The sequence below is a fragment of the Neisseria sp. 74A18 genome (genome assembly GCF_001308005.1).
GTDB lineage: Bacteria > Pseudomonadota > Gammaproteobacteria > Burkholderiales > Neisseriaceae > Neisseria > Neisseria dumasiana.
This window is the reverse complement of the sequence record NZ_LGZA01000006.1, coordinates 42,642-64,081: the sequence shown is the minus strand read 5'-3', so window position 1 is coordinate 64,081 and position 21,440 is coordinate 42,642. Positions and strand designations below refer to the sequence as shown.

The window sequence follows — 21,440 nt, the reverse complement described above, 5'->3', positions numbered from 1 at the left end:
CACAACCGCACACGCGGCTGGTAAAGCAGGAAGTGGAAAAATGAGCGTCGGTATATTAAGAGTATTGGTGCAAAGCCAAATCATTGACAATAATCAGGTCGAACGTTATCAAAACGTATTAAAAGCAAATAAATCTATTGTTCCTCTGTTGTTTGAAGAGGGCGTAATCACACCTAAAGCATTAGGCGAGTTGCTGGCAAGGGTTTTCAGCTACCCTCTCTTGGATTTAACCCATTATCCCCGCAGTAATATCCTCCCGGATGTGCTTTCCGAAGAACAAATGCTGCAAAACCGCTGCGTGCCGATTTTTCAAAGAGGCCGGAAAGTTTACTTCGCAGTATCCGATCCAACCCAAATTCAGAATTTCCAAAAAATAGCCTTTTCATCAGGCGTATCGGTCGATTTAGTCGTGGTACGCGACGACCAGTTGAGCACTTTGCTTGAATGGCTCGGCCAGCGTTCGACTTCGATTTTGAACGAAATGAGCAAAGAGCAGGAGGCTGCGGCTCCCGTTCAATCTCTGTATATCGATAACGAAGAAGCAGAAGACGGGCCGATTCCCCGTTTTATTCACAAAACACTTTCCGATGCCTTAAATGCGGGCGCTTCGGATATTCATTTCGAATTTTACGAGCAAATGGCACGGGTTCGTTTCCGTGTGGACGGCCAGTTGAGAGAAGTCGTTCAGCCGCCCGTAGCCGTCCGAGGCCAGCTTGCATCGCGTATCAAAGTGATGGCCCGTTTGGATATCTCGGAAAAAAGAGTGCCTCAAGACGGCCGTATTCAAATCGCATTCCATAAGCACGGACGCCCGATCGATTTCCGTGTCAGCACTTTGCCTACTTTGTTCGGCGAAAAAGTGGTTATGCGTATTCTGAATTCAGATGCAGGGTCTTTGAATATCGACCAATTGGGCTTCGAACCATTTCAAAAAGAATTGCTGTTGGAAGCCATCCACCGCCCCTACGGCATGGTATTGGTAACCGGCCCGACCGGTTCGGGTAAAACGGTTTCACTCTATACCTGTTTGAACATCTTGAATACAGAGAATGTCAATATCGCTACTGCCGAAGACCCTGCTGAGATTAACTTGCCCGGCATTAACCAGGTAAACGTAAACGATAAACAGGGCTTGACGTTTGCTGCCGCGCTGAAGGCGTTTCTCCGTCAAGATCCGGATATCATCATGGTGGGTGAGATTCGGGATTTGGAAACTGCCGACATCGCCATTAAAGCTGCTCAAACCGGCCATATGGTTTTCTCCACTTTGCATACCAACAATGCTCCTGCAACGCTGTCGCGTATGCTGAATATGGGTGTTGCTCCGTTTAATATTGCCAGCTCCGTAAGTCTGATTATGGCTCAACGGCTTTTGCGCCGCTTGTGCTCGAATTGTAAAACGCCGATGGAACGCCCGCCTGTTGCGGCTTTGAAAAAAGCGGGTTTTACTGATGAAGATTTGGCAAAAAACTGGACCATGTACCGTGCGGTAGGCTGCGACAGTTGCAGGGGGAAAGGCTATAAGGGGCGTGCCGGCGTATATGAGGTAATGCCGATAAGCGAAGAAATGCAGCGCGTAATCATGGAAAACGGTACGGAAGTCGATATCTTAAATATGGCCTATAAAGAAGGCATGGTCGATTTGCGCCGCGCAGGATTGTTGAAAGTCATGCAAGGCATTACTTCGTTGGAAGAAGTGCTCGCTCATACTAACGATTAACATACAAGTATTGGATTTTTAAAGGGGTCAAAATGAGCAAATCCACAGCAGGAAGCAGAAACGTTAAAAAAGAAAAAGGCATCCGTTTTAATTTTGAAGGTAGGAATATCGATACCGAACAAATGGTTCGGGGCGAAGTGGTTGCCAAAAACGAAGAAGAAGCACGCAAAAAGCTTCAACGGCGGGGCATTAAGCCGTTACGGGTCAGCAAAGTAAAGGCAGTGCGCAACAAGAGGATTACGCAGGAAGACATTACGGTATTTACACGCCAACTGGCCACCATGATGAAAGCCGGCCTGCCTTTGATGCAGGCATTTGAAATCGTAGCCAAAGGGCATTCCAATCCGTCGATGACGCAAATGCTGATGCAGGTGCGGGCCGATGTGGAGCAAGGCAGTGCGCTGGGTAAAGCTTTTGCCAAACATCCCAAATATTTCGACCGTTTTTACTGCAATCTGATTGCGGCAGGTGAAGCGGGCGGTGTGTTGGAAAGCTTGTTGGATAAATTGGCGATTTATAAAGAAAAAACCCAAGCCATTAAGAAAAAAGTAAAAAGTGCGCTCACTTATCCGATTGCCATTGTGGTTGTGGCTATTGTTTTGGTATTCATTATGATGGTGTTTGTTTTGCCGGCATTCGGCGAAGTTTACAGCAGCATGGGGGCGGAACTGCCGGGATTGACCCAAATCGTGATGAGTATTTCCGATTTCTTCGTCAAGTATGCTTGGGTTATCGTAATCGGAACAGTGGTGCTGTGTTTCGGTTTGTTCCAATGGTATAAAAAATCACCGATGCTGCAGAAACGCGTTGATGCAGTGATGCTTCGGCTGCCTATTTTCGGTGCCATTGTTAGAAAAGCCACCATTGCACGTTGGGCGCGCACAACTTCTACGCTGTTCGCCGCAGGCGTTCCTTTGGTAGAGGTGTTGGATTCCGTATCGGGTGCGGCGGGCAACATTCTTTACGAAGAAGCGACACACGATATCCGAGCCAAAGTAACTCAAGGTTTGTCGCTGACATCGAGTATGCAGGGTACGGATATGTTTCCGAATATGGTGCTGCAAATGGCGGCTATCGGTGAGGAATCGGGTTCGTTAGACGATATGCTGAACAAGGCCGCAGAGTTTTATGAAGATGAAGTTGATAATGCGGTTGCCCAACTTTCGTCGTTAATGGAGCCGATTATTATGGTTGTGCTCGGTTCCATTATCGGTGTGATTTTGGTTGCCATGTATCTGCCGCTGTTTAACTTGGGTAACGTGGTAGGCTGATTATGTGGGCTTTATTCCAAGAGCTGGCACCTTTTGCGGTGCCGCTTTCTTTCTTGTTCGGCCTCTTGACCGGTAGCTTTCTGAATGTGGTGATTTATCGTGTTCCGGTAATGATGGAACGAAGCTGGACATTGTTTGCCAAAGATCATTTGGGTTTGGATATAACTGCTGAAGAATCTGAAACGTTTAATCTGATCAAGCCTGATTCGCGATGCCCGAAATGTCTTGCCCGCGTTAGACCGTGGCAAAATATACCCGTTATCAGTTATCTGTTGTTGGGCGGCAAATGCGGTTCATGTAAAACACCTATCAGCAAACGCTACCCGTTGGTGGAACTGTTGACCGGTTTGCTGTTTGCGGCGGTTGCTTGGCAATACGGGTGGAGCTGGATCACTTTTGGCGGTTTGGTATTCACGGCAATGCTGGTTGCGCTCGCATTTATTGATGCAGATACCCAATATCTTCCCGACCAGTTGACCTTGCCGTTAATCTGGCTGGGCTTGATTTTTAATATAAACGGCTCGTTTGTGCCGCTTAGTTCCGCAGTATGGGGGGCAGTATGCGGGTATATGAGTTTATGGTTGCTGTGTTATATTTATAAACTCTTAACGGGCAAAATCGGTATGGGCGGGGGTGATTTTAAATTATTGGCCGCCTTAGGTGCTTGGTTGGGAGTGGGAGTGTTGCCCGTATTGGTTTTTATGGCGGCACTTATCGGTATTATTGCGGCGTTGGTTATGAAAATTGCGAAAGGGCAGCAGTTTGCGTTCGGTCCCAGTTTGGCGGTTGCCGGCTGGCTTATTTTTATTGCCAATGAGCAGATATTATCGTTAACGGCATGGTGGTTGAATGCTTCGGGGTTTTAAACGATGACTTTTTGGGTAGGGTTAACCGGAGGAATCGGCAGCGGCAAATCAAAGGCCGCTGCCGAATTTCTCCATTTAGGCGTTCCGGTTATTGATGCGGATGCCGTCGGTAGAGAGATAACGGCAGACAACGGTTCGGCCTTACCTGAAATACGCCGTGTATTCGGTGCGGATTTTTTTGATGATGAAGGCCGTCTGAAACGTGATGCTTTACGCGATTTGGTTTTCAGACGGCCTGAAGCCAAACAACAGCTTGAAGCATTGATGCATCCGTTGATTTTGAATGAAATCCGTTTGCAGCAGCGCAATTATGAACATAAGGTGTACGGAATCATCGATATTCCTTTATTGATTGAAAAGCCGGTATTTTCTGTATTGGCTAAACGTGTTTTGGTTATTGATGCCGACGAAAGGATTCAGATAGAACGGGTGCGGCAGCGTAGCGGTCTTGATCCGGTTGAAATCAAGCGCATCATGGCCACGCAGGCGAGCAGACGGGAAAGATTGCTTGCGGCAGATGATGTTTTGTCAAATGAAGGTACAATTGAAGAATTAGCCGCTAAGGTGAACAGATTGCACCGGTTTTACCAAGCATATTTTTCATACTTATCCAGAGTAATGCCATGATTCGTTTCGAACATCCGCTTTCCGAGCGGTTACGCAGTTTTTTACGCATCGAATATTTGTTTAACCGTTTTCATTCTGAGAGCGAACGGCAGGACGACAGCCCGTGGGCACATCACTTGGCATTGTTTTCTCTGTTTGAAATTATGGAATGTGCAGGACGCGCGGAAGTAAAGTTGGATATTCTTCAAGAGCTTGAACGGCAGAAACAGATTTTGTCCGACAGCCGGTTTCAGGGGGAGGGCATAGTAGTCGGCCGAGACCGTTTGCAAGAGGTTGCCGATAATCTTCAAGGCGTTCAGCAAAAGTTCGGCCAGCACTTGCGTGAAAACGATTGGCTGATGGCGATTAAGCAGCGCATGTTGGTACCGGGAGGAACAAGCCCGTTTGATTTGTCGTCTTATTACTTTTGGCAGCAGCTGCCTTACGAGTGTCGGTTAAACGATTTAAAAAAGTGGATTGGCACATTGCTGCCTACGCGCGAAGCAATAACCGTGTTGTTGGATATTTTGCGCGCCAATACCAAGTCGGTTGATTGCGTGGCGCAAAAAGGTAATTATCAGAGCAACAGTCTGCCGCAAAATATTCATATGCTGACGATCGAGGTCGATATCGATAATCAGGCGTTACCCGAGGTTTCTGCCAACAAATACATTACCCATATACGTTTTTTAGAAGCTTCTCAAGAATATGCCCGAGGCAAACAATTGCAGGCTGATGTGCCGTTTAAATTGATTATGTGCAGTTTTGACCCGATTTTAGAATAAAGTTATGAATGACCCGAAACCGATAGTGCCTTGCCCGACCTGCCGTAAGCCTACCGAATGGACGCAAGAAAACAAGTTCCGCCCATTTTGCAGCGAACGCTGTAAATTGATTGATTTAGGTGCTTGGGCAAATGAAGATTATGCGATTGAATCAGAAGCTGACGATATTTATCGGGAAGAATAAGGAGGCGTTCAATATTTAATCGAAGCAGGTTATTAATCTTGCTGCCGTTGTGAAAATTAAGTGGTTTTGCAAAAGTCTTAAGCCGTTTGCTGATAATGCCCTCTAAAATACGAAACATAATAAAAAACTGCTGCCGTCTGAAATAGTTTTCAGACGGCAGCAGTTTTTTATAATATGCGGATTATTTTTTATTCAAAGAATCGCGGATTTCGCGCAGCAGCAACACTTCTTCAGAAGGAGCTGCAGGTGCTTCTTCGACAGCAGGGGCTTCACGTTTCAGTTTGTTGATCATTTTAATTACCACGAAAATAGCCGCAGCAATGATCAGGAAACTGATGATGGTATTGATGAACAGACCCACGTTCAAAGTAACCGCGCCGGCGGCTTGGGCGGCAGCCAGAGTGGGGTAGCCGGCTTCAGGTGCGGGCGGCACGCCGTCTTTCAGGGTAATAAACAGGTTTGAAAAGTCTACGCCGCCGATCAAAATACCGATGGGGGGCATAATCACATCATCTACCAAAGATTTTACAATGCCGCTGAAGGCAGTACCGATAACCATACCGACCGCGAGATCGATAACGTTACCGCGCATAATAAACTCTTTAAATTCTTTTGCTAAAGACATCTTTTTTCCTTTCCAAAAATATTAAATATAGATGTATGAAGTTATTCAAACCGCCGTCGGGCGAAAGACCGCGCATGGTACTTGATTTATTGTAAAAATATGTATCACATAGTTATGATTTGTGTTTTTGATAGAAAACGGCAGTTTTAGTTCCCGTTCAGGTGAAAAAAAATGCCGTTTGAAAAGATTTGTAGCATTTATGCAAAAGAATGAATCGATAAAACGTGCTGATATTGCCCTGAATGGCGAAGTGAGAAAACATCAACCGGAATATATGTGATGTGATTACAACGCTGTTGATCGGATGTGAATCGCAGCGGTGCGGAGCGGCCGCAAAATGCGTTAGAGACCGTTGCTTGCCTCGATGACGTCAATTTTGGGCATATAGAGTAAATCGTAAGTCGGTTTGTTGACCAAGTCGGCCAGAGTAAATCCGTCGAGATAGTTGAGAAACGCGCGGATGCCACCGCCTAAAATTCCGGCCATGCGGCAGTTGGGGGAAATGATGCATTGGTTGTTGTTGCCCATACATTCCACAAGCTGCATGGGTTCGAGATGGCGGATAACTGCGCCGATGTTGATTTTATCGGCGGGGCGCGACAGGCGCAGGCCGCCGCCTTTGCCGCGGATGCTGTCGAGAAAGCCGCCTTTAACCAATGCAGTAACCACTTTCATCAGGTGGCTTTTGGAGATGCCGTAGGTATCGGCAATGGTGCTGATGTTGACTAGGGTATCGTCGTTGATGGCGGTGTAAATCAATACGCGCAGGCCGTAATCGGTGTGTTGGGTTAAATACATAATGGATGAAGGGGTGAGTTTGACTTTGTGTCGTTATAAGTTTCATAATATATGAAACTTATACAATAATCCAGTACGGGCGCAGCCATGAAACCTTTGAAACGCCACCCAGATTTAATCGAGCGCTCGCGCGAGCATCATCATACTTTGGCCTTGTGTGTGCGGATTTTGCGCGATACCAAGCAGAACTACTGTGATGATATTGAAGCGCACCTGCCTGTTTTGTTTGTGCATTTTGCTGCGGAAGAAGCGCAGTTCGCGCCGTATTGGGATAAGGTGGATTCGGCTCTGCGGCAGCGTTTTGAAGCGGAACATGCTTTGCTGCGCGGGATGGCGGCGGCACCGCAATACGATGATGCGGAGTGGAATACCCGTTTTGCCACGGCTTTGCGCGATCATGCGCGTTTTGAAGAGCGTGAACTGTTTCCGGCGCTCGAGCCGTTTTTGGATTGAACTGCTAAAGCCGGAGGGGAAAGTTTTCAGACGGCCTCGGTTTGTATTTGAGGTATGGATTGAGCATTGGCTGCTGCTGATTAAGGCTGATACGCGTTAAGACTTTTGTAGGATGGCCGTCTGAACAATATTTTGGCAAGGTGGGCGGCAATCTTTTAGACGCGGCTGATTGGATGCTTGTCCGGCGTTTTGGTATGTGAAGATCACTGATATAAAACTGGAGACCTTTGCAAAACCCCCATCTGCGGCGCATTTCTGCGTTGTGCGCTGCCCGCTCGTTTGCCTATCTATATGATATGTCTGCACTCGCTGTGCTGCTACGCCTTGAACTGCATCCACATCTGGCGGCTTTGCAAAGGTCTCAAACTTATATAAAAGGAACTTACCATGAAAACCTTGTTTTCCCATCCTGTGTGGGCAATGGCTTTCCGCCCGTTTTATGCGTTGGCGGCTGTGTTTGGTGCCGTGTCGATATTGCTGTGGGGATTCGGTTATCAGGGTACGGCAGACATGCCTTCGTTTTTTTGGCACGCGCATGAAATGATTTGGGGTTATGCCGGTGCGGTGGTGGTGGGCTTTCTGCTGACGGCAGTAGCAACGTGGACAGGCCGGCCGCCTACGCGGGGTGCGGCTTTGTTTGGCTTGACGGCCTGCTGGCTGCTGGCGCGCATTGCGATGTATTTTCCGCACGGCGCGGCAGTCAGCGGGGTGTTGGGAACGCTGTTTTTTGGGTATGCGGCGGTGTGTATGGCGATTCCGGTGGTCGAAAGCAAAAATTCGCGCAACTATATTGCCGTGGTGGCGCTGGCGGTGTTCGGCCTTACCCATGCTGTGTTTCATCTCTATCTGGAGCCTTTTCAGGCGGCGGCGCTGCTGAACGGTATGCTGGCGGGTTTGATTATGGTGGCCGGTTTTATCGGCTTGGTGGGGATGCGGATTATGCCGTTTTTCACGGCCAAGCGTTTGGGCATTCCGCAGGTGTCTTCGCCGATGTGGGTGGCTTTGTCGGCTTTGGTGCTGCCTATGCTGGCGGCGGTGCTGATGCTTTTTCAGACGGCCTTTACGCTGGTGGGGCTGTGTGCGTTTGCCGCGGGCGTGGTTAATTTGGTGCAGCTGTTCCGTTGGTGGCACAAGCAGGTGCTGCGCGAGCCGATGTTGTGGATTTTGTTTGCAGGCTATCTGTTTACGGCGCTGGGCTTGATGGTGGTGGGCGTGGCGCAATGGGTGCCGGTTTATCTGAGTTTGGGGGCGCACTTGATCGGCGTGGGCGGCATCGGTTTGCTGACGGTGGGCATGATGGCGCGGACGGCGCTCGGCCACACGGGGCATCCGATTTATCCGGCGCCTTCGCCGATGACTTTGGCGTTTTGGCTGATGGTGGGGGCAACGCTGGTGCGCGCGCTGGCGGCTTTTGTGGGCGGTACGGCTTATACGCACAGCATCCGCTTGTCGGCCGCTTTGTTTGCCGCGTCGTTGTTGCTGTATGCGTGGCGGTATATTCCGTGGCTGACGGCGCCGCGGGCGGACGGCAAACCGGGCTAACGTGTGCTTGAGTTTCCGTTTGAACATGAGGCCGTCTGAAAAGATAAAACAGCCTGAACCAATCTTTTCAGACGGCCTGTTTGCGCTTAAACTGGCGGCTTGATAAAAACACCTTGGTTTAAGTAGAGGAACATCATGTCGCATCAAAAAATGAAAGCGGGTATTGTCGGCGCAACCGGTTACACAGGCGTGGAACTGCTGCGCCTTTTGTCTGCCCATCCCCATGTCGATGTTTGTGCCGTAACCAGCCGCGGCGAGGCGGGTATTGCGGTGGCCGATTATTTTCCCAGCCTGCGCGGTGTGTATGACTTGGTGTTCCAAACGCCCGATGATGCCGATTTGGCATCGTGCGACGTGGTGTTTTTTGCCACGCCCAACGGCGTAGCCATGAAAGAAGCGCCGGAGCTGTTGGCTAAGGGCGTGCGCGTGGTGGATTTGTCGGCCGACTACCGCATCAAAGACATTCCCACTTGGGAAAAATGGTACGGCATGACGCACGCTAGCCCCGAAACGGTTGCCGAGGCGGTGTACGGTTTGAGCGAGATGAACCGTGCCGAAGTGGCAAAAGCGCGTTTGGTGGCCAACCCCGGCTGCTATCCGACCTGCGTTTCGCTGGCCTTGCTGCCTTTGTTGAAAGCAGGCCGTCTGAAAGAAAACATGCCGCTGATTGCCGACTGCAAATCCGGCGTATCGGGTGCGGGGCGCAAGGCCAACGTGGGCACGCTGTTGTGCGAAGCGGGCGACAATTTCAAAGCCTACGGCGTGGGCGGACACCGCCATCTGCCCGAAATCAAGCAAACCATCAGCGGCCTGCAAAACGGCGTGGCCGACGGGCTGGTGTTTGTGCCGCATCTCACGCCGATGATACGCGGCATGCAGGCCACCATGTATCTGCATCTGAAAGACGGCTCCGACCCGTACGATATCTTGAGCGATTTTTACCGCGACAGTGCGTTTGTGGACATCATGCCTTCGGGCAGCACGCCAGAAACCCGCAGCGTGCGCGGGGCGAACCTCTGCCGCATCAGCGTGCAGCAGGCGCCGCAAAGTGACGTGTGGATTGTGTTGTCGGTGATTGATAATTTGGTGAAAGGCGCGGCCGGCCAAGCCGTGCAGAATATGAACATCATGTTTGGTTTTGAAGAAAACGCAGGCTTGGGTAACGCGCCGCTGCTGCCGTAACCCGCATGACGTTTTGCCCACTTTGATTCTCAGCCCGTTATGTCGAAACCTTCCCTGCTGAAAAACCTGCCGTTTCTGCTCACCCCGCCGCTGTTATGGTCGGGGAACGTGATTGTGGCGCGGGCGGTGCGTAACGATATTCCGCCGTTTACCTTGTCGTTTGGGCGGTGGGTGATTTCGCTGCTGATTCTGCTGCCGTTTGCTTGGGCGGCGATGCGGCGCGATAAGGCGCTGTATTTCCAGCACAAAAAAATGGTGGCGGCAACGGCGCTCACAGGCATTGCCGCGTTTAACACGCTGGTGTATGCAGGCTTGCACACGACCACCAGCACCAACGCTTTGCTGCTCAATTCGTGCATTCCCGTGTTGATTATGCTGATCGGCGCGGTGTTTTACGGGCAGCGGCTGAACCGTTTTCAGACGGCAGGGTTGCTGTTGTCGCTGTCGGGCGTGTTGGTTGTCGTGTTGCAGGGCAGCATGGACAATCTTGTGGCGCTGCGTTTCCACCCCGGCGATTTATGGGTGTTTGCCGCCGCGGTGTGTTGGGCGTTTTACACATTGTGGATGAAGAGAATACCCGCAGAAATCAACCGCACGGGTTTGACCGCCGTGCAGATTATGCTGGGCTTGCTGGTGCTGCTGCCTTTGTGGTGGTGGGAGCAGGCCGGCGGCGCGGCGGTAAATTGGAACCTGCGTTCGCTGGCTGGCTTTGCCTATGTGGGCATTTTCCCTTCCGTGGTGGCTTATTTATGCTACACCGCCGCCATCGCCCGCTTGGGCGCGGTGGGTGCAGGTTTGAGCATTTATCTGATGCCCGTATTCGGCACGCTGCTGGCGGTAACGCTCTTGGGCGAGACGTTGCAGGTGTACCATGTGGCAGGCATCGCAGCGATTTTCGGCGGGATTATGCTGAGCAACCGCAAATAAGCTTAACGTATCTTTTTTCAAACCGCGTATAATGCAGGCGTTTAATCGTTTTATTTTAGAATCAGGAATTGAGATGAGCATTCAAGAACAAATCAAAGAAGTCGTAACCACCCACCGCGTGGTGCTGTTTATGAAAGGTACCAAGCAGTTTCCGCAATGCGGCTTTTCTTCGCGTGCGGTGCAGCTTCTTCAGGCTGCGGGCTGCGAAGATTTTGTAACGGTAAACGTGTTGGAAAACGACGCGGTGCGCCAAGGCATTAAAGAATACAGCAACTGGCCGACCATTCCTCAATTGTATGTAAACGGCGAGTTTCTCGGCGGTTCGGACATCATGATGGAAATGTATGAAGCCGGTGAGCTGCAAGAGGCATTGAAAGCGTAATGAACGCGCCGGTGTTTTGAATCATCGGTTTGGAGGCCGTCTGAAAAGTTTTTCAGACGGCTTCTTTGTATTCGGGCGTAGGGTGGCTTAATCCAGCAAAAACAGTTCGTTGCCGTGTTGTTTCAGCCATTGTTTGGCGGTATCGGTATGGGGCGTGTGGCGGTTGACCAGCGCCCAAAAGCGCGGGCTGTGGTCGGGATGGGGAAGGTGGCAAAGTTCGTGGACGCACACATAGTCAATCACGAAATCGGGCGCGCCGATCAAACGCCAGTTCAGGCGGATGCCGGTGCGCTGCCGACACACGCCCCAAAAGGTTTTGGCGTTGCTCAGGGCGGTGGCGGCGGGGAAGAGTTGCAGGGTGTGGGCGTGTTGCTGCAAGCGCGGCAGCAGGGTTTCGGCGGCGCGTTCGGTGAGAAAGCGGCGTAAATGCGTTTTTTGCTGCGCCCACGGTTGCTCCGGTAGCAGAAAGTACGGCGGTTGGTGGCTGATGTGGTGTTGCGCGTGGGTGCGGAGTTGGTGGGGTTGGCCGCGATACCAAATGTGTTCGGGTGTGGTTTGCGGCGTGGGTGTGGACGGCGTGTGACGGAGGGTGCGGAGAATCAGCGACTCGTTGTGTTGCAGCCACATACGCAGTTGCCGTTCGCTCAGAAAAGGCGGAATGTTGATGCGGATAGCGGCTGCCGACAGCGGCCGCAAAATGATGTTTTTCTTGGCGCTGCGTTTCAGATGGAGCGTGATGTCGAGGCCGTCTGAAAGGGTGTGGGCAAGCTGCATGGTCAAATCAGGCCGAGATAATAGAGCACACAGCCGATAATCATGGCGGCTCCGCCGGCAAGCAGGGCGGTGCGGGCGTTGGTCGGCACGCCTGCATCGCGCAGACTGCGGTTGAAATAGGCTCCGCCGATCAGGGTAACCAGCACGGCGAAAATGAGGGCGGAATAAGTGTCGCTGTTCATGGGTTGGTATGATGTTGTTGGGTGTGGAGGCCGTCTGAAATGTTCAGACGGCCTTTTTGGCGGCAAACGGCCCGGCACCGTCGATTTTTTCCTGTTGGCTTTCAATCCAGTTTTCGCATTGGGCCATCAACTCTTCGGGTGTGCCGCTGCTGTGGGCAACGGGTGTGCCGATGATTATGGTGATTTCGCCCGGGTATTTCAAAAACGAATTGCGCGGCCAAAATTCGCCGCTGTTGAGGGCAACGGGCACCAAATCCATCTCGAACATTTTCGCCATGCGTGCGGCGCCGAGCTTGTATTTGCCGCGCGTGCCGGGCGGCAGGCGTGTGCCTTCGGGGAAAATGGTAATCCAAAAGCCTTCTTTTTTACGCGCCAAGCCTTGCTCCATCAGCTGGCGGTTGGCTTGGGTGCGGTTGCTGCGGTCGATGCCGATGGTTTTGGCGAGTTTCAAGCCCCAGCCGAAGAAGGGCAGTTTGAACAGTTCTTTTTTGGCCACGAAAACGTGCAGGGGAAAGATTTCTTGAAAAGCGAGCGTTTCCCAGCCCGATTGGTGTTTGCTGCAAATAATCGAGGGGCGGTCGGGGATGTTTTCACGGCCGACCACGCGGTATTTGAGGCCGATGATGTGTTTGAGCATCCACATCAGTATCAACGCCCAAGCGCGGCCGACGTGGTTGGCACCTTTGGGAATCAGGGCGGCGGGAATGATAACGGTGAACATCGGCGGGGTAATCAATACCAATACCAGCCAGTAAATCAGGTTGCGGATATAGAGCATCGGGAGCTTTCTTTAACGGGTTTTCAGACGGCCTGATGTTCTGCCGCCTGCTGGCGTGCGTTTTCCTGCATCAGGTATTGCGAAAAAGCCAGCAGGTTGTCGAAGATTTGCGTGCGTTCGGGCAGGTCGTCGCCTTGGTTTTCGAGCGTTTTTTTGCCTTTGCCGGTCAGCACCAGCGCGGATTTGCCGCCGACTGCGTCAATCGCCTGCAAATCGCGCAGGCTGTCGCCCACCAGCCAAGTTTCGGCGGCATCGGCGTTGAAACGTTCGATGATGTCGGTAATCATGCCGGGCTTGGGTTTGCGGCAGCCGCAGTTGTCGTCGGCCAGATGCGGGCAGAACCAGATGCCGTCGATTTTGCCGCCGGCCTGTTGTACCAAGCGGTGCATTTTGGTGTGCATTTCGGTAAGGTCTTGCAGGGTAAAGTATTTTCTGCCGATGCCGGATTGGTTGGTGGCCACGGCGATGGTGTAGCCTGCTTCGGTTAGGAAGGCAATGGCATCCATGCTGCCTTCGATGGGCACCCATTCGTCGCAGGATTTTACGAAGTCGTCGCGGTCGTGGTTAATCACGCCGTCGCGGTCGAGAATAATCAGTTTCATGGTTCGGATACCTTTTTCAGACGGCCTTAAGCATGGCTTGAAGCTCGGTAATGTGCTGTTCTAAAGAAGGGTTGTAAGTTAATGCCTGTTGCGGGTCGGCCAGTTTGTGCGTGCCGCTCTGTTTGAGGGCGACTGCTTGTTCCACGGCGGCAGTCAGTGTTTCGGGGCGCGCACGAGAGAAGAAGAAACCGGCGTGGTCGTTCATCACTTCCGTGCAGGCCATGTTGTCGGCCAACACCACGCGCGTGCCGCTCAACACGGATTCTACACCCACCAAGCCGAAAGGTTCGTACAACGAGGCCATGATGGTGAAATCGGCGGCGCGGTAAAGTTCGGGCATGTTTTTGCAGAAGCCGAGTTCGATGACATTGTTCATCGGGCGGGGTAGCGGCGAACCGGCCACGGCGAGTTTTACCGGCAGCTCGGTATGCTCGAAAAAGTTTGCCAGCATATCCAAACCTTTGCGTTTGTGGCCGGTGGAGGGGAAGAGGAACACGGTTTCATGTTCGCCGAAACCGTATTTTTGGCGCAGGGCGGCAATATCTTCCGGCCGGGCGGGAGAAAAGCGTGCGGTATCGGCGGGCGGATACACCACGCGGATTTTGTTCGGGTTCACGCCGTAGAGTTCGACCAGCTCGCGCTGCATCAAAGCTGAATGCGCCATGATGGATTGGGCGGTGCGGTAATTGGTGCGGTTGCGGCGGATGGTGAGTTTGTCGAGCAGGGTGGTTTGCTGCTGCATTCCGCGCAAATAGCCCAGATGCGTGCCGCCGCAGACGAAAATATCGGCGTGGTCGCCGGGGTTGCAGGCAATCAGCCGTTCGCCGCTGCGGCGCAGTTTTTGCAGTTGGCGCGCAAAGAAAAACGGACGCAGTTTTTTGGGAATGCGTTTCTGATTAACGGTTTGCGCGTCGATTTGCGCGTATTCGGGCAGGGAAGTGTCGAACCTTGAGGCATAAACGCGAACGGGTATATTTTGTGCGGCCAGCGCGCGGACGATGTCGAAGGTGTAGCTTTCCATGCCGCCGCCGCGGTTGAATCGGTTGATGCTGATGGCGATAGGGTTCATAAGGTTCACAATGATTCACATAAATGTTCAGACGGCCTCAGAGCGGATGAGGCCGTCTGAAAAGGAAATACCGACATTATTCAAAAACAACGGCTTGGGCAAGCGTTTTGCCGGCCGTATCTTTCGCCGACAGTTGCGGCTCGTCCGTGAGCGGCCAGCGGATATTCACAGAAGGGTCGTTCCACAGCAGGCAATGCTCGGCTTGCGGGTTGTAGTAATCGGTGCATTTATACACGAATTCCGCGTTGTCTCCCAGTACATAAAAGCCGTGGGCAAAGCCTTCCGGCACCCACAGTTGGCGTTTGTTTTCTGCCGAAAGCACCGCTCCGACCCAACGGCCGAAAGTGGGCGATGAGCGGCGCAGATCCACCACCACGTCAAACACGCTGCCCGCCACCACCCGCACGAGCTTGCCTTGCGTGTTTTCGGTTTGGTAGTGCAGGCCGCGCAAAACGCCGGCGGCGGATTTGGAATGGTTTTCCTGCACAAAAGTGCGGTCGCAGACGTTTTCTCTAAACCATTGGTCGCGGAAGGTTTCCATAAAAAAACCGCGCTCGTCGCCGAATACTTTGGGTTCGAGAATTTTTACGTCGGGAATGGCGGTGGAGATGATGTTCATATCGGTGTGGTCGGGTAAAAGAATTTTTCAGACGGCATCGTTAAGGTGCAGGCATATATGGGCGCAAATCATGCAGGGCAGCCTGCCAGTTGCTGGGTTGAACGCCAAAGGCCGTCTGAATGTTATGGGTGTTCAGGCGGGAGCAGGCAGGGCGTTTTGCCGGTGTAGGGTAGGAAGCTGTGTCGATTTCGATGAGCTCCGGTATCCGATCGAGCAGACCCTGTGCTGCGGCCGCATCGAAAATAGCTTGGGCAAATTGATACCAGCTGACATAAGGGCTGCCCGAATAGTGGTATAAACCGTAACCGTGGTCTTGTTGGGATAAGCGGCGGCCGATGTGTATCAGGGTAGCGGCAATGTCGCCGGCGTAGGTGGGCGCACCGTATTGGTCGCCGACAATATTCAGGGTATCGCGTTCTTTTCCTAGCCGGAGCATGGTTTTAACGAAATTGTGGCCGTGTTCTCCGAACACCCATGAAGTGCGGATAATCACGGCGCGGGAACATGCGGCTTGAACGGCTTGTTCTCCGGCAAGTTTGCTTGCTCCGTAAACACTTTGGGGAGAGGGGGTATCCGTTTCGGAGTAGGGCTGCTGTTTTTGCCCGTCAAACACATAATCGGTCGAAAGGTGGATGATGGCCGCTCCGCACGCTTGGGCGGCTTCGGCCAAATATGCCGCACCGTTGCGGTTGACGGCAAACGCCCGATTACTGTCGCTTTCGGCTTTATCTACGGCAGTATAAGCTGCCGCATTGATAATAATGTCCGGGCGGAATCTTAAGGCCGTCTGAAAAACAGCATCGCGGTCGGTAATGTTGAGCTGGGAGGAATGAAGAGCCGACACTTGGTCGGAACGCTGGGCGAGCAGGCGGGTAAGGCAATGGCCGACTTGACCGTTTTTGCCGGTAATCAAAAATTTAGCCATGTTCACGGGCTTTCAATAAACGCATCAGATAAAGGCCGTAATCGTTTTTGCACAACGGAGCTGCCAACGTTTCGAGTTGTTGGTCGGAAAGCCAACCGTTGCGCCACGCGATTTCTTCAAGGCAGGCCACTTGCAGGTTTTGCAGATGCTCGATGGTTTTGACGAACGAAGAAGCTTCATGCAGGCTGTCGTGCGTGCCGGTGTCGAGCCAGGCAAAACCACGGCCGAGTTGTTGCACGTTGAGCGAGCCGTCTTCGAGATACATTTGGTTGATGCTGGTGATTTCCAGTTCGCCTCTTTCAGACGGCCTAACCTGCTTGGCAAAATCAACAACGCGGTTGTCGTAGAAATAGAGGCCGGTTACCGCCCAATCCGATTTAGGTTTTTGCGGTTTCTCTTCGATAGACAGAGCTTTAAATGTCTTATCGAATTCCACAACGCCGAAGCGTTCCGGGTCTTTTACCTGATAAGCAAAAACCGTTGCCCCCGATTCGCGCGCGGCAGCCTGCTGCAAGGTTTGGGTAAACGATTGGCCGTAAAAAATATTGTCGCCCAACACCAAGCATACTTTATCGCTGCCGATAAAGGTTTCGCCGATGATGAAAGCCTGAGCCAAACCGTCGGGGCTGGGCTGTTCGGCGTAATCGATGCGGATGCCGAAATCGGAGCCGTCTCCCAAAAGGCGGCGGAAAGCGGCGTTGTCTTCGGGCGTGGTAATCACCAACACATCGCGGATTCCGGCCAGCATCAAAACCGATAAAGGGTAATAAATCATCGGTTTGTTGTACACGGGCAAAAGCTGCTTGGATACGCCGCGTGTAATCGGGTAAAGCCGTGTGCCGGAACCGCCTGCGAGAATAATCCCTTTCATTTTGCCACTCCCAAGCGTTCGAGCCGGTAGGAGCCGTCGAGCACACGTTGCCACCAGCCGCGGTTGTTCAAATACCATGCTACGGTTTTACGGATACCCGATTCAAAAGTTTCTTCAGGCTTCCAGCCAAGTTCGCGGTTGATTTTGGCCGCATCAATGGCATAACGCACATCGTGGCCGGGGCGGTCTTCGACAAAGGTGATCAAATCTTCATAGGCTCGAATCCCGGCGGGTTTTTCGGGCATCAATTCTTCCAGCAGTTTGCAGACGGTTTGCACCACTTCGAGATTGGTTTTTTCGTTATGGCCGCCGATATTATAGGTTTCCCCTATTTTCCCTTGTGTGATCACGGCATATAAAGCCCGCGCATGATCTTCGACAAACAGCCAATCGCGTATCTGCAAGCCGTTGCCGTAAACGGGCAAGGGCCTGCCGCCGATGGCATTCAGAATCATCAGTGGAATCAGTTTTTCAGGAAAATGATAAGGGCCGTAGTTGTTGGAACAATTGGTAATCAAAGTAGGCAAGCCGTAAGTGCGCCGCCATGCCCTTACTAAATGGTCGCTGGAGGCTTTGGAAGCGGAATAAGGGCTGCTAGGCGCATAAGGCGTGGTTTCGGTAAACAAATCGTCGGTATCGTGCAAATCGCCATACACTTCGTCGGTAGAAATATGATGAAAACGGAACGACGCCTGTTTTTCAGACGGCATGTTTTGCCAGTATGTCCGCGCTGCCTCCAACAAGGTATAAGTGCCGACGATATTGGTTTCAATAAACGCCGCCGGCCCGTCGATCGAGCGGTCGACATGGCTTTCCGCGGCCAAGTGCATAACGGCATCCGGTTGATGGTAAAAGAAAATCCGCTCAAGCGCAGAGCGGTCGCAAATATCTGCCTGTTCAAATGTATAACGCGGGTTGTCTGCAACCGAAGCCAAAGATTCAAGATTGCCTGCGTAGGTCAACTTATCAAGGTTGACCACGCTGTCTTGAGTGTGGTTGATGATGTGGCGGATAACTGCGGAGCCTATAAAGCCGGCTCCGCCGGTAATGAGGAGTTTCATGTTTCTTATCTCTTAATCATTTAGCTATGACTGATTTTTCCAAGTCGCAGATTCGTTTTTATTGAAATATTCTAATTTATCTTCGGCGCACATTATGTCGGATTCGGGAAACCAAGGCAGGTGAACAGCTGTGAATACCCCGGCTACTCTTACAGCATCTAAAAAATCATATTGGTAATTGCTTTTTCTGTATACGGCAAACGTGGTATCCAGTTTGGCGGCATAAACTTCCCATATTGGATGCTCGATCTTAAATCTCCAAAATTGTTTTTCCCATTGCGCAGGTGTGAATGGTTTTTGCGGATAAGCAAATGGTTTTTTTTGTTTTCTATGGATGAATTGTGTAGCTTGATTATTATCGCTTGATTGGGGAGGCATAGATAAAGCGCAGCCTGCTTTATATACTGAAAATTCCTTGGTTAAATCTGCCAATATTTCCAGAAAATTATGCGGCAGATCGGGTGAAAGTTCTAAGTCGGGGTCGCTGTAAGCAAACACTTCGGGTAACGCTTCATAAATTCTTCCTGTAAAACCGACCAAATGGCCGAAATTATAAGGGCTGAAAACAATATCTGCCTTTTGGTCATTTTGTAACTGACACAGAATTTGCAAAGATTTTTTATGTGTGGATTTATTATCTATAACAATAGGAATAATATCGAACCGGTTCATTTGGGATACTATGTTTTCAACATATGCCCCATTGTTGTATGACACAATGATTACAGGAATTTGTCTGTTGTTTTTGAGTAAAGTTCTTTTTAACTTTTGGGCTACTAAAGATTGCCAAAACTGTTGTTGAAGACGTTTTTTAAGCTTCATATTTTTTATCTAATCCATTAATAGCCATCATATCTAGATATGCTTTACGATTGGCAGCTGCGGAGAAATCCCTTTTAACCGATTGATAGGCATTCATTTGAAATATTTTTAATTGGGTACGGTTTTTTGCCGATTGCGCTATACATTCGATGAATTTATCCACACAAGGCATGAAATCGTTTAATGAAACCGTTTTTTTGTTGAGATACAGAGGGATGGAATCGTCTTGTATGATCCAGCCATTCTGGTTTTTATCATTGATGAATTCCGGCACTTCGCCCACGTTGGTTGAAACGGGTACGACACCATAAGCCATTCCTTCTAAAATAACCATTGGAAAACCTTCACGCCATGAAGTTATCAACAATAAGTCGCTTTCCAGATAATATTGGTTCAATTTCTCTTTTTCTTTGATGCTGCCCGCAATGTGAAGATTGGGGTAGGAAACATGAAACTCATCGAAATCGCCAATTAAAGTAAATTCTACCGGTAGTTGTAATGAATAGGATTTTTTTACAATCTCCAAAAATATTTCGGGACGCTTTTCGGATGAATTTCTGCCTACGAACAATACTTTTAGATTGGGGTTGTCGGGCTTTTGTGGAAAAGTATCGGGGGTATCGACTTTATTGGGAATAATCATAATCCTCGATAAGAGATTTTCGTCTTTTCCTTCTTCACGGTACTGTTGTTTGAAATCATCGAACGTTTTTTTTCCTAAAACAATACGCGTATCAATTTTTTCCAAAACCGGAAGGCTTAATTTTTCAGCAGCCCAGGGATATTCAAATGAAAACGCATGAACTAAATCAACCACCTTTATATGGTTTTGCACATGAGGGAGCACTCTGTAAAAAAACGAGGAGTTGCAACCGAAAATAATGGCTTTTTTCTTACGGTTGATTAATCCGGCAACTTTTTTTGCATACCATTTGTATACTAAGCTGCGGAACGCGCCCAATTCGATAATATCGGTATATTGGTAAAAAGTTTCTTTTAGAAAATCATTTTTAGATTTTTCAGTAATGAAACAGCAAGTTTTATATTGAGAAAATGTTTCCAAAATATCTGCGTGCACCCGCTCGGCACCACCTAAGTGATAAGCAGGGAAGAAAAAAATAATATCGGCTTGCTCGACATTTGAATGGATTTGTTTCAATAATTTTTTAAATTGAAACACTTCATATAAAAAAGCTATTTTTTTACTGCGCATAAAGGTTGCCGTTTAAAAAGTATCAGAGTTAAGCGTATGTATGATATATCAAACCATTATGGTTGTTTTTCGGTTTGGTTTTGCGGTTCATGGTGTAAAAGACGATCCAACCAATGCTTGAACCCGTATTTTTCTTTAATGCGATAATCAATTTCTTGATAGGGCCTATTTAAAAAGCTTTTGATTTCATCGCTGTTTCGAGTATCCCAAACAAAAATATTATCCGGATGGTAAAAGTCATATTCTGTTACCGTGGGATTGGTTGTGATTAATTTTTTATTGTAATTGAGAGCATCAAATATTCTGAAGGAGCATCCTTTATGGTCGGGGCTGACGAAATCGACTATTACTCCGCATGTGGCTGATTTTTTTAAGTTGTCTGTAAAGCTTAAGACGGTTTCACGGTTTAGGTAGTTAATGCCGTCTGAACCAAATAAGTTTTTAGCACGGTCATCTTTACAGTAAATATGGAAATCGAGTGGTAAATGGTTTGAGCGCGCGAAATCTATGAATAATTTTGTTTCTTTTTCGCGCTTTTGCTCATATCCCCCAAGAAAATACAGTTTATTTGATACGGTTTCGGTAATATCTAAAGGGAAATCAAAATAGAAATTCGAGGCCGTCTGAAAGCGGTGTTCCGGATATTTTTCTACATCGGATTTATCAAAAACAAAAAAGCGATCAAAATAAGGCAAGTAATCTAAAATGTCAGGAAATCTGTCGATGCCGTCCCATTGGTAGTTGATACATACCTTACTGTGAAATCTGATTTTTTCAATAATTTCTTTAGGGTAGATATTGGCCCTGATACATAAAGCGTAGTCTGCTTTATTGCTTCCTAGTGCGGCAAGTTTGGCTTGAATATCGTTTTGATAAACATCAAATCTTAGTTTCTTTTTGTAGTCGCTGTTTTGGGTAATGTGTTTATGATAAGCAGAGAGTAAGCGGCTTTTAAGCGTAGGATAATATGTATCCCTGTCGTCATAGCAAAGATTGATGACGTTGTATCCGTGATGGCGTAAATTTTTTTCTATACACTGATCAAGGCCGTAAAGGAACGGAACGGCAAGAATAACTGTTTTATTCATAAAAATAGCCAAAAGTGTTTTGTAGAGTATAAAAAAATGATTATTTTCGAGTTATTCGGAGTAACGTGAAATAATCGCGATATCCACGGATAAAA

The 21,440-nt window shown here is 49.6% G+C and carries 25 protein-coding genes; 11 read left to right on the top strand and 14 right to left on the bottom strand.

What is annotated here, in order from left to right:
* Positions 1-40 precede the first annotated feature (40 nt).
* The 6 genes from pilB to yacG are packed head-to-tail and all read left to right on the top strand — an operon-like array spanning position 41 to position 5,432.
* Positions 41-1,720: a type IV-A pilus assembly ATPase PilB gene (gene pilB, locus AKG43_RS03590; protein WP_054599208.1), complete on the top strand. Its 1,680-nt coding sequence runs from the start codon at positions 41-43 to the stop codon at positions 1,718-1,720.
* Positions 1,721-1,752: 32 nt separating this feature from the next.
* Positions 1,753-2,991: a type II secretion system F family protein gene (locus tag AKG43_RS03585; RefSeq protein ID WP_054599207.1), complete on the top strand. Its 1,239-nt coding sequence runs from the start codon at positions 1,753-1,755 to the stop codon at positions 2,989-2,991.
* A 2-nt stretch (positions 2,992-2,993) separates the two neighbouring features.
* Entirely contained in the window at positions 2,994-3,857 is an 864-nt protein-coding gene (locus tag AKG43_RS03580; protein ID WP_054599206.1) for an A24 family peptidase, read from the top strand.
* Between the two features lie 3 nt (positions 3,858-3,860).
* Positions 3,861-4,484: a dephospho-CoA kinase gene (coaE, locus tag AKG43_RS03575; protein ID WP_054599205.1), complete on the top strand. Its 624-nt coding sequence runs from the start codon at positions 3,861-3,863 to the stop codon at positions 4,482-4,484.
* Positions 4,481-5,248 (top strand): cell division protein ZapD, encoded by a 768-nt coding sequence (gene zapD, locus AKG43_RS03570; protein ID WP_054599204.1) that lies wholly within the window; start codon positions 4,481-4,483, stop codon positions 5,246-5,248. The genes coaE and zapD overlap by 4 nt, the downstream gene beginning before the upstream one ends.
* 4 nt (positions 5,249-5,252) lie before the next feature.
* Positions 5,253-5,432, top strand: a complete 180-nt coding sequence (yacG, locus tag AKG43_RS12120) for a DNA gyrase inhibitor YacG (protein WP_082402963.1) — start codon at positions 5,253-5,255, stop codon at positions 5,430-5,432.
* Between the two features lie 181 nt (positions 5,433-5,613).
* Here yacG and mscL read toward each other — a convergent pair whose 3' ends face one another.
* Positions 5,614-6,057 (bottom strand): large conductance mechanosensitive channel protein MscL, encoded by a 444-nt coding sequence (gene mscL / locus AKG43_RS03565; RefSeq protein ID WP_054599203.1) that lies wholly within the window; start codon positions 6,055-6,057, stop codon positions 5,614-5,616.
* A gap of 342 nt (positions 6,058-6,399) precedes the next feature.
* Positions 6,400-6,855 (bottom strand): Rrf2 family transcriptional regulator, encoded by a 456-nt coding sequence (locus AKG43_RS03560; protein WP_054599202.1) that lies wholly within the window; start codon positions 6,853-6,855, stop codon positions 6,400-6,402.
* Between the two features lie 87 nt (positions 6,856-6,942).
* Here AKG43_RS03560 and AKG43_RS03555 point away from each other — a divergent pair, with 87 nt between their 5' ends.
* The 5 genes from AKG43_RS03555 to grxD all read left to right on the top strand — a co-directional run bounded on the left by AKG43_RS03555 (position 6,943) and on the right by grxD (position 11,341).
* On the top strand, positions 6,943-7,308 hold the full coding sequence (locus AKG43_RS03555; RefSeq protein ID WP_054599201.1) for a hemerythrin domain-containing protein: 366 nt from the start codon (positions 6,943-6,945) through the stop codon (positions 7,306-7,308).
* A gap of 387 nt (positions 7,309-7,695) precedes the next feature.
* Positions 7,696-8,850 carry an NnrS family protein gene (locus tag AKG43_RS03550; RefSeq protein WP_054599200.1) on the top strand — a complete coding sequence of 385 codons (1,155 nt, stop codon included), beginning with the start codon at positions 7,696-7,698 and terminating at the stop codon, positions 8,848-8,850.
* Positions 8,851-8,985: 135 nt separating this feature from the next.
* Positions 8,986-10,032 carry an N-acetyl-gamma-glutamyl-phosphate reductase gene (gene argC, locus AKG43_RS03545; RefSeq protein ID WP_054599199.1) on the top strand — a complete coding sequence of 349 codons (1,047 nt, stop codon included), beginning with the start codon at positions 8,986-8,988 and terminating at the stop codon, positions 10,030-10,032.
* A 39-nt stretch (positions 10,033-10,071) separates the two neighbouring features.
* Entirely contained in the window at positions 10,072-10,959 is an 888-nt protein-coding gene (locus tag AKG43_RS03540; RefSeq protein ID WP_054599198.1) for a DMT family transporter, read from the top strand.
* A 73-nt stretch (positions 10,960-11,032) separates the two neighbouring features.
* Positions 11,033-11,341: a Grx4 family monothiol glutaredoxin gene (grxD, locus tag AKG43_RS03535; RefSeq protein ID WP_054599197.1), complete on the top strand. Its 309-nt coding sequence runs from the start codon at positions 11,033-11,035 to the stop codon at positions 11,339-11,341.
* An 87-nt stretch (positions 11,342-11,428) separates the two neighbouring features.
* Here the strand turns inward: grxD and AKG43_RS03530 are convergent, their stop codons facing one another.
* The 12 genes from AKG43_RS03530 to AKG43_RS03475 all read right to left on the bottom strand — a co-directional run bounded on the left by AKG43_RS03530 (position 11,429) and on the right by AKG43_RS03475 (position 21,345).
* Positions 11,429-12,121, bottom strand: a complete 693-nt coding sequence (locus AKG43_RS03530; protein ID WP_054599196.1) for a M48 family metallopeptidase — start codon at positions 12,119-12,121, stop codon at positions 11,429-11,431.
* Positions 12,118-12,297: a hypothetical protein gene (locus AKG43_RS03525; RefSeq protein WP_054599195.1), complete on the bottom strand. Its 180-nt coding sequence runs from the start codon at positions 12,295-12,297 to the stop codon at positions 12,118-12,120. The genes AKG43_RS03530 and AKG43_RS03525 overlap by 4 nt, the downstream gene beginning before the upstream one ends.
* 43 nt (positions 12,298-12,340) lie before the next feature.
* On the bottom strand, positions 12,341-13,075 hold the full coding sequence (locus AKG43_RS03520) for a 1-acyl-sn-glycerol-3-phosphate acyltransferase (RefSeq protein WP_054599194.1): 735 nt from the start codon (positions 13,073-13,075) through the stop codon (positions 12,341-12,343).
* A gap of 23 nt (positions 13,076-13,098) precedes the next feature.
* Positions 13,099-13,677, bottom strand: a complete 579-nt coding sequence (gene gmhB / locus AKG43_RS03515) for a D-glycero-beta-D-manno-heptose 1,7-bisphosphate 7-phosphatase (RefSeq protein WP_054599193.1) — start codon at positions 13,675-13,677, stop codon at positions 13,099-13,101.
* 16 nt (positions 13,678-13,693) lie between these two features.
* Positions 13,694-14,746, bottom strand: coding sequence for a glycosyltransferase family 4 protein (locus AKG43_RS03510; RefSeq protein ID WP_054599192.1), 1,053 nt, complete (start codon positions 14,744-14,746; stop codon positions 13,694-13,696).
* Positions 14,747-14,822: 76 nt separating this feature from the next.
* On the bottom strand, positions 14,823-15,365 hold the full coding sequence (rfbC, locus tag AKG43_RS03505; RefSeq protein ID WP_054599191.1) for a dTDP-4-dehydrorhamnose 3,5-epimerase: 543 nt from the start codon (positions 15,363-15,365) through the stop codon (positions 14,823-14,825).
* Between the two features lie 40 nt (positions 15,366-15,405).
* The gene (gene rfbD, locus AKG43_RS03500; protein ID WP_054599190.1) at positions 15,406-16,290 is read right to left on the bottom strand and encodes a dTDP-4-dehydrorhamnose reductase; all 885 of its coding nucleotides are present in this window, start codon (positions 16,288-16,290) and stop codon (positions 15,406-15,408) included.
* Positions 16,283-17,161, bottom strand: coding sequence for a glucose-1-phosphate thymidylyltransferase RfbA (gene rfbA / locus AKG43_RS03495; RefSeq protein ID WP_054599189.1), 879 nt, complete (start codon positions 17,159-17,161; stop codon positions 16,283-16,285). The genes rfbD and rfbA overlap by 8 nt, the downstream gene beginning before the upstream one ends.
* Positions 17,158-18,222, bottom strand: a complete 1,065-nt coding sequence (rfbB, locus tag AKG43_RS03490) for a dTDP-glucose 4,6-dehydratase (RefSeq protein ID WP_054599188.1) — start codon at positions 18,220-18,222, stop codon at positions 17,158-17,160. The genes rfbA and rfbB overlap by 4 nt, the downstream gene beginning before the upstream one ends.
* A 24-nt stretch (positions 18,223-18,246) precedes the next feature.
* Complete coding sequence (locus AKG43_RS03485; RefSeq protein ID WP_054599187.1) at positions 18,247-19,044, bottom strand: glycosyltransferase family 2 protein; 798 nt, start codon at positions 19,042-19,044, stop codon at positions 18,247-18,249.
* On the bottom strand, positions 19,034-20,257 hold the full coding sequence (locus AKG43_RS03480) for a glycosyltransferase family 4 protein (RefSeq protein ID WP_054599186.1): 1,224 nt from the start codon (positions 20,255-20,257) through the stop codon (positions 19,034-19,036). The genes AKG43_RS03485 and AKG43_RS03480 overlap by 11 nt, the downstream gene beginning before the upstream one ends.
* A gap of 56 nt (positions 20,258-20,313) precedes the next feature.
* Positions 20,314-21,345: a hypothetical protein gene (locus AKG43_RS03475; RefSeq protein WP_054599185.1), complete on the bottom strand. Its 1,032-nt coding sequence runs from the start codon at positions 21,343-21,345 to the stop codon at positions 20,314-20,316.
* Between the last annotated feature and the right edge of the window lie 95 nt (positions 21,346-21,440).